This window comes from Calderihabitans maritimus, from assembly GCF_002207765.1.
Lineage (GTDB): Bacteria > Bacillota > KKC1 > Calderihabitantales > Calderihabitantaceae > Calderihabitans > Calderihabitans maritimus.
Map to the genome: position 1 here is coordinate 180,664 of NZ_BDGJ01000168.1, position 13,308 is coordinate 193,971.

At 48.7% G+C, this 13,308-nt stretch carries 20 protein-coding genes; all 20 read left to right on the top strand.

Annotated elements, in window-relative coordinates; genetic code table 11:
* Positions 1 to 891: a peptide chain release factor N(5)-glutamine methyltransferase gene (prmC, locus tag KKC1_RS13155; RefSeq protein WP_088554881.1), complete on the top strand. Its 891-nt coding sequence runs from the start codon at positions 1 to 3 to the stop codon at positions 889 to 891.
* 15 nt (positions 892 to 906) lie between these two features.
* The gene (locus tag KKC1_RS13160) at positions 907 to 1,452 is read left to right on the top strand and encodes a chromate transporter (protein WP_202820078.1); all 546 of its coding nucleotides are present in this window, start codon (positions 907 to 909) and stop codon (positions 1,450 to 1,452) included.
* Between the two features lie 17 nt (positions 1,453 to 1,469).
* Complete coding sequence (locus KKC1_RS13165; protein ID WP_088554882.1) at positions 1,470 to 1,994, top strand: chromate transporter; 525 nt, start codon at positions 1,470 to 1,472, stop codon at positions 1,992 to 1,994.
* A gap of 111 nt (positions 1,995 to 2,105) precedes the next feature.
* Complete coding sequence (locus tag KKC1_RS13170) at positions 2,106 to 2,402, top strand: cyclic-di-AMP receptor (protein ID WP_238134312.1); 297 nt, start codon at positions 2,106 to 2,108, stop codon at positions 2,400 to 2,402.
* Positions 2,403 to 2,518: 116 nt separating this feature from the next.
* A complete protein-coding gene (locus tag KKC1_RS13175; RefSeq protein ID WP_088554884.1) occupies positions 2,519 to 3,595 on the top strand; it encodes an L-threonylcarbamoyladenylate synthase in 1,077 nt (358 codons plus the stop codon).
* 151 nt (positions 3,596 to 3,746) lie between these two features.
* Positions 3,747 to 4,343, top strand: coding sequence for a manganese efflux pump MntP (locus KKC1_RS13180; protein ID WP_088554885.1), 597 nt, complete (start codon positions 3,747 to 3,749; stop codon positions 4,341 to 4,343).
* A 45-nt stretch (positions 4,344 to 4,388) separates the two neighbouring features.
* Entirely contained in the window at positions 4,389 to 4,886 is a 498-nt protein-coding gene (locus tag KKC1_RS13185) for a low molecular weight protein arginine phosphatase (protein WP_088554886.1), read from the top strand.
* A 135-nt stretch (positions 4,887 to 5,021) separates the two neighbouring features.
* Positions 5,022 to 5,471 carry a ribose 5-phosphate isomerase B gene (gene rpiB / locus KKC1_RS13190; protein WP_088554935.1) on the top strand — a complete coding sequence of 150 codons (450 nt, stop codon included), beginning with the start codon at positions 5,022 to 5,024 and terminating at the stop codon, positions 5,469 to 5,471.
* Positions 5,472 to 5,534: 63 nt separating this feature from the next.
* Complete coding sequence (locus KKC1_RS13195) at positions 5,535 to 6,788, top strand: serine hydroxymethyltransferase (protein ID WP_088554887.1); 1,254 nt, start codon at positions 5,535 to 5,537, stop codon at positions 6,786 to 6,788.
* Positions 6,789 to 6,812: 24 nt separating this feature from the next.
* The gene (gene upp, locus KKC1_RS13200) at positions 6,813 to 7,439 is read left to right on the top strand and encodes a uracil phosphoribosyltransferase (RefSeq protein WP_088554888.1); all 627 of its coding nucleotides are present in this window, start codon (positions 6,813 to 6,815) and stop codon (positions 7,437 to 7,439) included.
* Between the two features lie 10 nt (positions 7,440 to 7,449).
* Positions 7,450 to 7,968 carry a deoxycytidylate deaminase gene (locus KKC1_RS13205; RefSeq protein ID WP_088554889.1) on the top strand — a complete coding sequence of 173 codons (519 nt, stop codon included), beginning with the start codon at positions 7,450 to 7,452 and terminating at the stop codon, positions 7,966 to 7,968.
* Entirely contained in the window at positions 7,931 to 8,248 is a 318-nt protein-coding gene (locus KKC1_RS13210; RefSeq protein ID WP_088554890.1) for a MazG-like family protein, read from the top strand. The genes KKC1_RS13205 and KKC1_RS13210 overlap by 38 nt, the downstream gene beginning before the upstream one ends.
* A gap of 58 nt (positions 8,249 to 8,306) precedes the next feature.
* Positions 8,307 to 9,458 (top strand): non-hydrolyzing UDP-N-acetylglucosamine 2-epimerase, encoded by a 1,152-nt coding sequence (gene wecB, locus KKC1_RS13215; protein WP_088554891.1) that lies wholly within the window; start codon positions 8,307 to 8,309, stop codon positions 9,456 to 9,458.
* Positions 9,459 to 9,675: 217 nt separating this feature from the next.
* Positions 9,676 to 9,912, top strand: coding sequence for an AtpZ/AtpI family protein (locus KKC1_RS13220; RefSeq protein ID WP_088554892.1), 237 nt, complete (start codon positions 9,676 to 9,678; stop codon positions 9,910 to 9,912).
* Between the two features lie 27 nt (positions 9,913 to 9,939).
* Positions 9,940 to 10,218 (top strand): ATP synthase subunit I, encoded by a 279-nt coding sequence (locus tag KKC1_RS13225; protein WP_088554893.1) that lies wholly within the window; start codon positions 9,940 to 9,942, stop codon positions 10,216 to 10,218.
* 6 nt (positions 10,219 to 10,224) lie between these two features.
* On the top strand, positions 10,225 to 10,923 hold the full coding sequence (gene atpB / locus KKC1_RS13230; RefSeq protein ID WP_088554894.1) for a F0F1 ATP synthase subunit A: 699 nt from the start codon (positions 10,225 to 10,227) through the stop codon (positions 10,921 to 10,923).
* Between the two features lie 45 nt (positions 10,924 to 10,968).
* Positions 10,969 to 11,235 (top strand): ATP synthase F0 subunit C, encoded by a 267-nt coding sequence (atpE, locus tag KKC1_RS13235; protein WP_088554936.1) that lies wholly within the window; start codon positions 10,969 to 10,971, stop codon positions 11,233 to 11,235.
* A gap of 83 nt (positions 11,236 to 11,318) precedes the next feature.
* Entirely contained in the window at positions 11,319 to 11,810 is a 492-nt protein-coding gene (gene atpF, locus KKC1_RS13240; protein WP_088554895.1) for a F0F1 ATP synthase subunit B, read from the top strand.
* A complete protein-coding gene (locus KKC1_RS13245) occupies positions 11,807 to 12,373 on the top strand; it encodes a F0F1 ATP synthase subunit delta (RefSeq protein WP_088554896.1) in 567 nt (188 codons plus the stop codon). The genes atpF and KKC1_RS13245 overlap by 4 nt, the downstream gene beginning before the upstream one ends.
* Positions 12,374 to 13,308 (top strand): F0F1 ATP synthase subunit alpha (atpA, locus tag KKC1_RS13250; protein ID WP_088554897.1); only part of this gene is annotated, 935 nt, incomplete at its 3' end. It lies immediately after the preceding gene.

Consider the following 13,308-nt stretch of genomic DNA (forward strand, 5'->3'; position numbering starts at 1 on the left):
ATGGAACGTCTGCCGGCGGTAACGGCAAGGAAGGCAATTAAAGAAGCCAAGGATCGGCTGGAAAGAGCGGGAATAGAAACGGCTTTAAGCGAAGCCCAGCAGTTGTTAGGCTACGTTTTGGGCTGTTCCCGGACTGCCCTCTTGATTCGGGTTGATCAGATACTCACTGCCGGGGATTATGAAAAATATATGTCCTTGGTAAAAAAGAGAGCCGAACGCTATCCTTTGCAATACCTCACCGGTCACCAGGAATTCATGGCCATGGATTTTTTGGTCAATCCCAATGTCCTTATACCTCGCCCAGATACCGAAGTAGTAGTAGAGACGGCATTGGAGTTGATAAAAAAATATAATTATAGGTCGGTGGTAGATGTAGGTACCGGTAGTGGTGCTATAGCCATCAGCTTAGCCAGATTGGCTACGGGAATTCAGGTGTATGCTGTTGACTTCTCACAGGAAGCTCTAAAGCTGGCTCGGGAAAATGCTTTACGCCTGGGGGTGGCCAAACAGGTAAAATTTATTCAGGGGGACCTGTTGGGGCCTTTCTTTTTACAAGAGAAAGAAAAAAAGCACAGGATCCGGCAGTTTGATTTAGTAGTTTCCAATCCCCCTTATATTCCGTCGGCCCAGATAGAGAATCTGCAACCGGAAGTGCGATATGAGCCTCGTGCTGCTTTGGACGGGGGTCCAGACGGGCTGGAGGTTTATCGCCGGTTAATCCCTCAGGCTGCGGATGTTTTGCGGCCAGAAGGGCATCTGGTTCTTGAAATAGGTTGCGATCAGGCGGAACAAGTTGTGTCTTTGATCCGGACTAATGGATGTTTTGAGCATATTCAAGTGGGGAAAGATTATGCAAGGCGAGATCGAGTAGTTGTAGCTCGCCGCAGATAAAAGGGTGATACAATAATGAAAAGAATTTCAAAATTACGACTCATGTGGCGGCTTTTTTTAACCTTTTTTAAGATAGGAGCGTTCACTATAGGCGGTGGTTACGTCATGCTCCCCATCATTGAAAGAGAAGTGGTACAGAAATGGAAATGGGTTGGTTCGGAGGAGTTTGTCGACCTGATTGCTATTGCTCAGTCCACTCCCGGTGTTATTGCCATTAACTCGGCGACCATAATCGGCTATAAGGTAGCAGGAACCGGAGGAGCGTTATTTGCGGCCATAGGTGCTGCACTCCCTTCCTTTTTGATTATTTTGCTAATAGCCAATTTCTTTTTACAATTCAGGGAATATTCACCGGTCGAAGCATTTATGAGAGGCGCCCGGGCGGCGGTGGTTGGTCTTCTTTTTTATGCGTCTTTTGCCATGGGGAAGAAAGTAACTGAAAGCTGGAAAACCGTTGTACTAGGTATAACTGGTTTTATGGCCGTATTTTTCTTAGGAATACATCCCATTGCTGCTCTTATCGGAGCCGGAATTATTGGGGCCATCTTTTTTAAGGAGTAGTTCTGGGGGGAAGAACAATGCTGCTCTTAAGACTGTTTTTTACCTATGTCAAAATCGGCACTTTCAGTATCGGTGGCGGCTACGCCATGATACCCCTGCTGGAAAAAGAACTAGTTAAGGTTAACCACTGGCTGACTATGGACCAGTTGGTAGACATCATTGCCCTGTCTCAAATGACACCGGGCCCCATCTCTATCAACTCGGCGACCTTTATAGGATACAAGCTGGCCGGCATTCCCGGCTCCCTGGTGGCTACTGGAGGGATGGTTCTGCCGCCGATTTTGATGATCTTGCTAATAGCCCGCTTCTTTTTCCGCTTTCAGGAGTTGCCTGTATTGCAGGCAGTTTTTCGGGGATTGCGTCCTATGGTAGTTGCGCTGATTCTGGCGGCAGGGGTTAGTTTCGCCCGGAATGCATTGATAGATGTATCAAGCGTGGTTATCTTGGTGAGCGCCCTTTTCGGGGTGACCTTATTGCGTTTTCATCCCATTTTGGTAATTCTTCTATCCGGGCTGGTTGGCCTTGTTATCTATTTGCCTTGATGAAAAAATTTAGTCCGACACAAGGAATTCTTGGGGAACCAGAGAAAATATAATTTAAGTTGATTTGAAAGTGGCGGATAATCTGGATGGGAAGTGAGAGCGTTGAAACTGGTGATTGCCATTGTACAGGATGCCGATGCCGACAGCCTCTTGGAGGAATTGATCAGGTATAAATTTCGGGCTACCAAACTGGCCAGTTCCGGAGGTTTTTTGCGAAGAGGCAATACCACCATATTAATCGGCGTTGAAGACGACGAAGTGGAACAGGTGAAACATCTTATTCGGGCCAATTGCGAAAGGCGGCAAATTCGCAGGCTGGCTTTTGAAGAAAAAGAAGATTTGCAGGAGTTGTTGACCACCGGTACGGTGGTATTGGTACTGAATGTGGAAGAATTTGAAAAATTTTAGGAAGCTGGTACAACCCAGCTTCTTTTGATGTTCTTTTATTGGGATAGTTAGTAAAATTTAGGAGAATGGAAAAGGCTTTATGCTGGCTATACTAGCATTTAGAACAGGTGGTGCCCATGGGAAAAATCGTAGCCACCCAGTATCTGGTGGTTAATCCCGTAGAACCGGAACCGGATAAAATAGAATGGGCGGCCCGGGTTTTACGTGAAGGAGGATTAGTAGCCTTTCCTACCGAAACGGTATACGGACTGGGAGCTAATGCCCTGAACCGCGAGGCAGTGAGGAAAATATTTCAGGCCAAAGGAAGGCCGGCAGATAATCCTTTGATTGTCCATGTGGGTTCGCTGGTAGAAGTCGACAATTTGGTGACCTATGTACCTGAAAAAGCACGGCGGTTGATGCAACTTTTTTGGCCGGGACCTTTGACTTTGGTGCTTCCTCGCCGGGATCAGGTCCCGTTGGAAGTCACAGCCGGTCTGGAAACAGTAGCGATCAGGATGCCGGATCACCCGGTAGCCTTGGCGCTCCTTCGGACCGCCCGTGTACCGGTGGCTGCGCCTAGTGCTAACCGGTCGGGTAGGCCAAGTCCAACGACGGGACAGCATGTCCTAGCGGACCTGCAGGGGAAAGTTGATGTGGTTTTGGACGGAGGGGCCGCCCGGGTAGGGGTAGAATCCACGGTGCTAGACCTTACGACGGAAGTTCCGGTAATTCTGAGACCCGGGGGAGCAACGGTGGAACAATTAAGAGAGGTGTTGGGGGAGGTTGCTCTCGACCCGGCACTCGAGAAGAGCGACCCGGAATGGAAGCCCCGCTCCCCCGGAATGAAATATACTCATTATTCACCGGAGGCAGAAGTTTTTCTAGTCGCAGGAAGTCCCCGGCTGGCGGTGCAAAAAATTTTGGAATTGTGTAAAAAGTGGCAGGAAAGGGGCGAGCGGGTTGCCATTTTGGCTACGGAAGAGACGGCAGACTATTACCGTCGAGGGCCAGTGGTCCCCGACCATATTGAAATCCTGGGCAGCCGCCGCAACCTGGAAGAAATTGCCCGGCGTCTGTTTAACGCTTTGCGCAACTGCGACTTGAACCAGGCTACAGTAGTTCTGGCGGAAACCTTTCCCGACGAAGGAATAGGCCTGGCTATAATGAACCGGTTGCGAAAAGCAGCGGGGGGTAGAGTTATCAGTTCGTAATTCTGTATATCGCTGTTATTTTAGGAATAGACATTAATCAAACCACGCTCATCCGCAACCAAAAGGTAATTACGGCCCAGCTACCAGTAGGCTGTAGTGTTGCGCTTGCATAGGCCGGGGGATGTGGGCTTTTCTGAATTGGAGGATGAGGATGAATCTATCAACTTTGCTTTTAGTAGCTGTTGCTTTGGGTACGGATGCCTTTTCCATGGCCGTTGGAATTGGCGTAGGCGGAATAGGAATGCAACATATTTTTCAGGTTTCTTCAGTGGTAACCCTTTTTCACATTTTTATGCCCCTAATCGGCCTTTCTCTGGGCACGCTGTTGGGCCGGATAATGGGGCATGTGGCTACCATTATCGGCGCCACCGTACTCTTTTTTATAGGCATGCATATGCTACGGGAGGGCCTGTTTCCCGAAAACGGGGAAGAAGCAGGTTCTTCCCTGGCCAGAAAGGGACTGGGGATGGGAAAGATAACGGGCGGTCTTTCCATTCTGACCGGTTTCTGGGGTCTTATGTTATTAGCGGCAAGCGTTAGTTTGGATGCCTTGAGCGTTGGGTTCAGCCTGGGGACCTTTCAAGCCAACCTTCCTCTTACCGTTATAGTGATGGGACTGGTAGCCGGGCTGATGACGGCCAGCGGCTTTATTTTCGGAAAATACCTGGGACGCTGGTTGGGAAACAAGGCCCAGGTCGCGGGAGGCTTAATTCTGATAGGTATTGGAATAAAGTTGTTCTTCGGTTAAAATAAAGGCTTAGATAATTATTGTTAATGCAGGAAGGGTATGATTATGCGAAAGCTGCTATTTATTTGTACCGGAAATACCTGCCGCAGTTCTCTGGCAGAGGTTATAGCCAGACGGATATTGGAGGAAAGAGGTAAAGAAAAGGAAGTATTGGTGAGTTCGGCGGGACTCGCGGCCATTCCGGGAATGCCTGCTTCACCTCAGGCGATTGAAGTGGCGGAGCAAGAGGGACTGGACCTTAAAGGCCACCAGGCCCGCAACGCAACACCGGAAGGGCTGAAGGAAGCCGACCTGATCCTAACCATGACTGAGCAACATAAACAAATGATTTGTGAGCTGGTACCCAGGATCGACGATAAAGTCTACACGCTTAAAGAATATGCTGCCGACACGCGGGAAGAAATAGAGAATAATCCCGATATAGCGGATCCTTTTGGGGAGTCAGTTGAGGTATACCAAGAGTGTTATGAAGAATTGAAGCGTTACGTAACCCGTGCTATGGACAAATTTCTTGAAAAGGAGCCCGGTGCCGATTCCGCATAGTTTCTCTCCGAACGCCAACAATAAATTTGACGCGGGCGTTTTCTTATTTATAAATCTGTTAGAGGGAATAGCGTTTTTATGTAGAACTTCCTAATTGGAAATTTTGTCGTAAAATGCATAGAAGGGATGGGTGGTTTGAAGATAGCGTTAGGTAGTGACCACGGTGGTTTTGAATTGAAGGAAAAGATTAAAAAATATCTAGAGGAAAGAGGTATTAGCTATCACGATTTCGGCACTTACAACCAGGAGTCGGTTGACTATCCGGACTTCGCCCTACAGGTAGCTGAAGCGGTCAGGGCAGGACAGTACGACCGGGGGATACTGGTATGTGGTACAGGTATAGGGGTAAGCATAGCGGCTAACAAGGTTCCTGGGGTGCGTGCCGCTCTGTGCCATGACGTGTTTTCCGCCAAGGCTTCCCGGGAGCATAACGACGCCAACATTTTGACCTTGGGGCAACGGGTTGTCGGCCCGGGGTTGGCGCTGGAGATTGTCCGGGTGTGGCTGGAGAGTGAGTTCACGGGAGGTCGCCATGAACGACGGGTTAGAAAGATAACATCTATTGAACAGAAGTACAACCTCTAATGCAGACAAGCCTCCGGTAGTTGCTTCTTATCTTGGATACAGATTTATGAGAGGAGAAAGAGGATGAGTTCGATTAAGATGGTTGAGACTATTGACCCTGAGGTGGCTGAAGCTATCCGGCTGGAACAGCAGCGACAGGCGAGTAAAATAGAACTTATAGCCTCGGAGAATTTTGTCAGCCCGGCGGTGATGGCAGCCCAGGGCTCAGTTTTGACCAATAAATATGCGGAAGGATATCCGGGTAAAAGGTATTATGGGGGCTGTGAGTATGTAGATATAGTAGAGAACTTAGCCCGGGAGAGAGCGCGAAAAATATATGGAGCGGAACACGCCAACGTACAGCCCCATTCAGGGACGCAGGCCAATACGGCCGTGTATTTTGCTGTTCTGAAACCGGGAGACACGATAATGGGGATGAATCTTTCCCATGGCGGTCACCTTACCCATGGAAGCCCCGTCAACCTGTCGGGGAAATATTTCCGGGTGGTTTCTTACGGTGTCAGCCGGGAAACAGAGCAAATTGATTATGATGAAGTATTGTCCATAGCCCAAAAAGCCAAACCTAAGCTCATTATAGCAGGAGCCAGCGCTTATCCCCGTATAATTGATTTTTCACGTTTCCGCCAGATTGCCGACGCAGTTGGAGCTATGCTTATGGTTGACATGGCCCATATTGCCGGTCTGGTGGCAACCGGGTTACATCCGAATCCCGTACCCTATGCCGAGTTTGTTACCACTACCACTCACAAAACTTTACGTGGCCCCCGGGGAGGCATGATCCTGACTCGACAAGAGTTTGCTTCAGCTATTGACAAGGCTATTTTCCCGGGAATCCAAGGCGGGCCGCTTATGCACGTGATTGCAGCCAAAGCGGTAGCCCTCCGGGAGGCCATGACTCCCGAGTTTAAAGAATACCAGCGGCAGATAGTCTCCAACGCCAAAGCGCTGGCCAGCGCTCTGGAGAAAAGAGGTTTTCGATTAGTTTCCGGTGGTACGGATAACCACATAATACTTGTGGACCTCCGGAACAAGGGGATTACTGGGAAAGAGGCCGAATGCCTGTTGGACGAAGTAGGTATAACGGTCAACAAAAATACCATTCCTTTCGATCCCCGCAGTCCTTTTGTAACCAGCGGGATAAGAATCGGTACTCCGGCGGTGACCACCCGCGGGCTGAAAGAGGAAGAAATGGAGCTTATCGCCGAAGCCATTGATTTGACGATTACTTATCGCGACGACCCTCGGAAAGGACAAACGGCCCGGAGCATAGTGGCAAAGCTCTGCCAGGAATTTCCCTTATACCAAGATCTTAATTAATAATCGTTGGAATGGAGGCAATTTATGTCCGAATTACACCTTCTTGACCATCCTTTGATCCAGCATAAATTGTCCTTAATGCGGGATAAGAATATCAGTTGTAAGAAGTTCAGGGAATTGTTAGAGGAAGTGGCCATGCTGATGGCCTATGAAGTTACCCGTAATCTTCCTTTGGAAGAAACGAAAGTTCAAACCCCGATTGCGGAAGCAAGGGTTAAGGTTTTAGCAGCGAGAATGAGCATTATAGCTATACTCCGAGCCGGACTGGGGATGGTCAACGGTATGCTCCGTTTGATCCCGACGGCTAGGGTGGGACATATAGGCTTGTACCGGGATCCCCATACTTTGGAACCGGTACAGTACTACTACAAGCTACCGAAGGATGTGGCGGACGGAGAGTTGATAGTAGTTGATCCGATGCTGGCCACAGGAGGTTCGGCAGCGGGTGCTATTCAACTGTTAAAGGAAAAAGGGGCGCGAGATATTACACTTCTCAGCCTTATTGCAGCTCCTGAAGGCATTCAGCGTGTCCGTCGTGAACATCCGGAGGTAGACATATATACAGCTGCCGTTGATGAAAGGCTAAACGATCATGGATACATAGTTCCCGGTCTGGGAGACGCCGGGGACAGACTGTTCGGTACTGAATAAGGCGGGAAAGATAGTGAATAATAACAGGCGCCTAAGTTGGGATGAATATTTTATGGAAATAACAGAAGTGGTGGCCAAGCGTTCCACCTGTTTGCGTCGGCAGGTGGGAGCGATTATCACCAGAGACAACCGTATTCTGAGTACCGGTTACAACGGAGCCCCCAGCGGTCTGGCTCACTGTGATGAAGTAGGTTGCCTGCGGGAAGCGAAAGGGGTACCGGCAGGTGAAAAACACGAGCTTTGCCGGGGGGTCCATGCCGAACAGAACGCGGTCATCCAGGCGGCTACTTACGGGGCAAGTATCAAAGGGGGCACTCTCTTCACCACGTACCATCCCTGCGTTTTGTGCACTAAAATACTTATCAATGCGGGAATCAAACGAGTGGTCTACCGGGGTGACTACCCGGATAACCTGGCCGTGAAGCTCATGCAGGAGGCAGGAATTGAAGTCGTTCGTTTCAGCGGTTTGCGGGAGAAAGGAGAAACTGAATGTGAAAAAGAAAATTGTAGCCCTTCCGCGCCTGAATAAACTTTCCCCCACCATGGAATCCACGGCACTGAAGCTCATGGAAGAGACGGGAGAGCTGGCTCAGGCCATTGGTAAACTCCGGGGGCTTAACGGAGAGCGGGTAGATATTTCTCAGGACGAAGTTATGAAGCAGATAACCCGGGAACTGCTGGACGTAGCCCAGACAGCCGTATCCATGATGTTTGTGCTGGAAGAACAATACGGAGTCGATATTGAAAGGGCTTTGGAGGAGCATATTCTCAAGCTGATTAACAAGGGATACCTCACTCCAGAAGAATGAAGCCCGGTGGGAGACATTTAATATAGCCTGGTTTGGCGGCAGAAAAGGCGGGATAGATTTGTTCAAACCCAAAGTACTGGCAGTATTTGGAACGCGTCCAGAGGCCATCAAGATGGCTCCGCTAATCAAAGAACTGGAGAAACATCGGCAGAAGATAGATACGGTGGTGGCAGTTACCGCCCAGCACCGGGAAATGTTGGATCAGGTTTTGAACTTATTTCAAATAAGTCCCCAGTACGATTTAAACATTATGCAAAGGAAACAATCTCTCTATGATATTACCACCAGGGTTTTGCTGGGAATGAAAGAGATATTGGAGAAGGAAAGGCCGAACTTGGTTTTGGTTCATGGGGACACTAGTACGACTTTTGTGGCTGCTCTTGCCGCTTTTTATCAACGGATTCCGGTAGGACACGTAGAGGCTGGTTTGCGTACCCGAAATAAATATTCACCTTATCCGGAAGAAATGAACCGCCGGCTGGCGGGAGTCCTGGCCGATTTACACTTTGCTCCGACTCTTCGAGCTAAAGAAAATCTGCTTTCGGAAAACGTTCCTCCCGAAACTATTCTGGTTACGGGGAACACGGTAATAGATGCTTTGCTGGCTACGGTAAAGGAAAACTACTCTTTCCGGGGAGAATTGGCTTCCATTGATTTCACTTCCTCCAAGCTGCTCCTGGTTACTGCTCACCGGCGGGAAAACTGGGGAGAACCTATGACCCGCATTTTGTTGGCCCTAAAAGATTTGGTACTGAAATTTCCCGAAGTAGAAGTAATATTTCCGGTACACCGGAACCCCCGGGTGCGAGAGCCGGCCCGTGAAATTCTGGGCAACATGGCGCGGGTCCACCTGATCGAACCTTTAGATTATGAACCCTTTGTCAATCTAATGAATAAGGTCTACTTAGTCCTCACCGATTCCGGGGGCCTGCAGGAGGAAGCTCCCAGCTTGGGAAAACCGGTTTTAGTGCTGCGGGATACTACCGAGCGTCCGGAGGCTTTGGAAGCAGGCACGGTTAAATTGGTGGGCACGCAACGGGAGCGTATTATATCGGAAACCGTCCGTCTGCTCCAAGACCAGGATGCTTATCAAAAAATGGCCAATGCCGTGAATCCCTACGGTGACGGAAAAGCATCCCGCCGTATTGTAGAAGGCATTCTGTATCACTTTAAGCTTTCGCCTTATCCACCGGTACAATTTTCCTCTTAGAGAGGCAGGCGGAAATATATGAAATCTACCGAAAACGCTAAAAAAAAGTAGGGGCGAAAAAAAGGATTTTTTTATGGGAGAGAGAATAATAGTTAAAGTGTGTATCAATTATGCGGTATAATGTATACTTTTTTGGTATGAAACGGGAAAAATTACATACTATTTAGGATGGGGCGATAACCAGAGAGGTTAGTTTAATTTTTAGGAAGGGACTGTTATGTCGGAAAAAGCCTGGAGCTATGTAAAGCTTTTCAGTGTCGCCGCATCCTTCGGTATTTCTACTGCCGTACGTATTGGACTAGGCTGGTATGCTGGTAATTACCTGGACCAGAAATTTCAGACCTCGCCTTTTTTAATGTTTGTGGGAGTACTTTTGGGAGTAGGACTTTCCTTCCAGCATCTTTTTACCCAATTAAAAGTATTAGGCAGGCCGAAAAGGGGGAATGGTAATTAGGAAAAAGATTAACTGGGAGGGTAACGGTTGAACCTTCAAGAGTTATTCGTCGGTTTAGCTTTCGGTGCCGTAGTCAGCATCTTTAACCACCAGTTGATAGTGAGATTGCTTCCCCGTCTGGAAGGTTTGCCCGTAGACAGAGCGAAAGCGAAATTATGGGGACGTTACCTAGTGCGCTACGGAATTAATTTCCTGGTGCTTTTTGCTGTTTACAAAAGGGTATGGTTGCTGACCGGTACGGCTTTAGGGCTGACGGCGATGCAGAAGTATTTGGCCGTTAAATATTTCTTCAAAAGAAAGGGGTGAAATTTAATGGAACACGGCGGTGGTCATGAGGTGCCCGGTGCACTTTTTCATTTATTTGGTCTGGAGGTTACCAGCAGGGTAACTACGATGTGGGCGATCATGCTTTTGATCATTGTCTTTAGCTGGTTGGCCACTCGCAATTTACGCAGGGTTCCTACCGGGGCTCAAAATGTTATGGAAATGATCACAGAAGCCTTGTTGGACTTTTTCGCCGGTATTATGGGATACCGCCGGGCCAAGCAGTATTTACCGTTACTCATGACCCTATTTATTTTTATTCTGATTTCTAATTATAGTGGCCTGCTACCAATGGCAGGTAAAATACCGGGTCTGGCGGCTCCTACCAGCGCCTGGGGCGTCACCCTGGGGCTGGCTATCGTGGTGTTTTTCGCTACGCAGATTTCCGGTTTTAAGACCCACGGGCTGGGGTACTTGAAGCACTTTATTCAACCCGTTGCCTTCATGCTTCCTCTGGTGGTCATTGAACAGTTCGTTCGTCCATTGTCGCTTTCCTTGCGTCTTTTCGGAAACATATTTGGTGAAGAAATGACCATAGAACAACTTTTCGAACTGGTTCATGCTTTTGTGCCCCTGCCCATGATGTTTTTAAGCCTTTTGATGGGGTTGATCCAGGCGGTTGTCTTTACCCTGTTGACCGCCGTTTACATTGCGGAAGCCACAGAGGAGCACGCAGAGCATCATTGAGGACTAGTGCTGTAGTTCAATAGGTTTTAATTCTTGTATGGACAAATGAACTTTAGGAAGGGAGGGAAAAAAAGAGTGTCCATAGCAGCCGGTTTAATTGCCCTTGCTGCAGGCCTGGCCATTGGCATTGCCACTTTGGGTCCCGCGTTGGGCCAAGGTAATGCGGCCGCTAGAGCCCTTGAGGGCATTGCTCGCCAGCCTGAAGCAGCTAATGACATCCGTATTTCCATGATTTTGGCTCTGGCCTTCATGGAAGCGCTGACTATTTATGGTCTACTTATTGCATTCATGTTACTTGGTAAGATTGGTTAGTTGGCGCTGTTTGAAAAGGGAGGCGATTAAAAGGGATACCTTTTAGTCGCCCCCCCACGTTTTTTCGTGAGAGGAGGTTGGCGATGGAAGGGTTAATTAACGTTTCGGAGTTAATCTGGGCTATAATTAATTTTTTGATTTTACTGGCCGTTTTATATAAATTTCTTTACGGACCTTTACTGAAAACATTGGATAACCGCCGGAAGGAAATAGAGGGCAATCTGGAACGGGCGGAGGAACTCAAGAAACAGGGAGAGGAATTGCTGGCCCAATATAACGAGAAACTGGAAAGTGCCAAGCAGGAAGCTCAGGAAATTATTAATCGGGCCACCAAGACGGGCGAAAGCATGAAGGAAGAAATGATAGCTAATGCCAAGGAGGAGGCCGCGAAGATTTTAGAGAAAGCCCGGCAGGAAATTGAAGCCGAAAAAACCAAAGCTCTCGCAGAGATTCGAGACGAGATGGCCACCTTGGCAGTGCTGGCTGCGGGTAAAGTTATAGGCAAGACCCTGGATCCGAAGGATCATGAAAGATTGGTGAAACAGTTTGTAGCAGAGGTAGGCGAGCTTCAATGATTAACAAAGCGGTAGCCCGGCGTTATGCCCAGGCTTTGTTTTCTGTTGCCCGCGAAAAAGACCTTCTGGAGGATTTGGGCAATGAACTGCGTTTAATCATAGATACCATTCATGCCAACGAAAAGCTTCTAAAGATATTCCAGCACCAGCGCATTTCCTCGACAGATAAAAAAGAACTTTTTATAGAGCTTTTCAAGGAACGAGTGTCCCAGACGGCACTGAACTTTCTGCAACTGCTTTTTGATAAGCAGCGGGAGCGTTTCCTGGAGCAGATTTACGAGGAATATATGGCTATGGCCAACGAAGCGCGTAACATTTTCGAGGCTGAAGTCCGTTCGGCGGTAGAACTGTCCGCGGAGGACGTAAAGGTGCTGGAAGATAAATTATCTCGTATGACCGGCAAACGGGTGAAGGTAAAAACTCAAGTAGATCCGAATTTAATCGGTGGAGTAGTGGTAAAATTGGGAGACCGTATTTTGGACGGCAGTGTGGCCAATCGTTTAAAAATGTTGGAGGAGAAATTGAAAGAAGCTGATTTTAAAGAGATAGGGGTGAGGGAGTAAATGAGCATTCGACCCGATGAAATTAGCTCTATTCTAAAGCAACAGATAGAGCGATATGAAGCCAAGGTCGAAGTTACTGATGTGGGAACCGTTATCCAGGTGGGCGACGGTATCGCCCGTATCTACGGATTGGAAAAGGCTATGGCCGGGGAATTGCTTGAATTTCCTGGCAATACCTACGGGATGGTACTGAACTTAGAGGAAGATAATATAGGTTGCGTAATTCTAGGGCCCTACACCCATATCAAAGAGGGCGATGAGGTTAAGCGGACCGGCCGTATTGTGGAGGTTCCCGTAGGAGAAGCGCTTATTGGACGGGTTGTCAATCCGCTAGGCCAGCCGATCGACGGTAAGGGACCCATAAAGACCGACACTTTTCGTCCCATTGAGTCTCCTGCGCCGGGAGTAGTAGCCCGCCGTCCGGTGCACCAGCCTCTCCAGACGGGACTGAAGGCTATTGACTCCATGATTCCTATTGGACGGGGACAGCGGGAGCTAATTATTGGAGACCGTCAAACGGGAAAGACGGCGTTGGCAGTAGATACCATAATTAACCAGAAAGGACAGGGCGTAATTTGTATTTACGTGGCTATTGGCCAAAAGAATTCGACCGTAGCCGGAGTGGTACAGAAGCTGGAACAATACGGGGCCATGGACTACACGATTGTTGTATCGGCTACGGCAAGTGAACCGGCGCCACTCCTCTATATTGCCCCTTATGCGGGATGCGCCATGGGTGAATACTTCATGTACAAAGGACAGGACGTTCTGGTAGTCTATGACGACCTTTCCAAACAAGCTGCTGCGTACCGGGAGCTTTCTCTACTCTTGAGACGTCCCCCGGGACGGGAAGCTTACCCAGGCGACGTATTTTATCTCCACTCCCGCCTGTTGGAAAGGGCTGCCAAGCTGAACGACGAGTACGGCGGGGGGGG

Excerpts from the sequence above, each read along its gene's own strand:
- KKC1_RS13245 (WP_088554896.1), top strand. The coding sequence starts at position 11,807 with ATGATTAACAAAGCGGTAGCCCGGCGTTATGCCCAGGCTTTGTTTTCT.
- KKC1_RS13195 (WP_088554887.1), top strand. The coding sequence starts at position 5,535 with ATGAGTTCGATTAAGATGGTTGAGACTATTGACCCTGAGGTGGCTGAA.
- atpE (WP_088554936.1), top strand. The coding sequence starts at position 10,969 with ATGAACTTTAGGAAGGGAGGGAAAAAAAGAGTGTCCATAGCAGCCGGT.
- KKC1_RS13180 (WP_088554885.1), top strand. The coding sequence starts at position 3,747 with ATGAATCTATCAACTTTGCTTTTAGTAGCTGTTGCTTTGGGTACGGAT.
- KKC1_RS13185 (WP_088554886.1), top strand. The coding sequence starts at position 4,389 with ATGCGAAAGCTGCTATTTATTTGTACCGGAAATACCTGCCGCAGTTCT.
- upp (WP_088554888.1), top strand. The coding sequence starts at position 6,813 with ATGTCCGAATTACACCTTCTTGACCATCCTTTGATCCAGCATAAATTG.
- KKC1_RS13175 (WP_088554884.1), top strand. The coding sequence starts at position 2,519 with ATGGGAAAAATCGTAGCCACCCAGTATCTGGTGGTTAATCCCGTAGAA.
- KKC1_RS13220 (WP_088554892.1), top strand. The coding sequence starts at position 9,676 with ATGTCGGAAAAAGCCTGGAGCTATGTAAAGCTTTTCAGTGTCGCCGCA.
- KKC1_RS13160 (WP_202820078.1), top strand. The coding sequence starts at position 907 with ATGAAAAGAATTTCAAAATTACGACTCATGTGGCGGCTTTTTTTAACC.
- atpB (WP_088554894.1), top strand. The coding sequence starts at position 10,225 with ATGGAACACGGCGGTGGTCATGAGGTGCCCGGTGCACTTTTTCATTTA.
- prmC (WP_088554881.1), top strand. The coding sequence starts at position 1 with ATGGAACGTCTGCCGGCGGTAACGGCAAGGAAGGCAATTAAAGAAGCC.
- KKC1_RS13165 (WP_088554882.1), top strand. The coding sequence starts at position 1,470 with ATGCTGCTCTTAAGACTGTTTTTTACCTATGTCAAAATCGGCACTTTC.
- atpF (WP_088554895.1), top strand. The coding sequence starts at position 11,319 with ATGGAAGGGTTAATTAACGTTTCGGAGTTAATCTGGGCTATAATTAAT.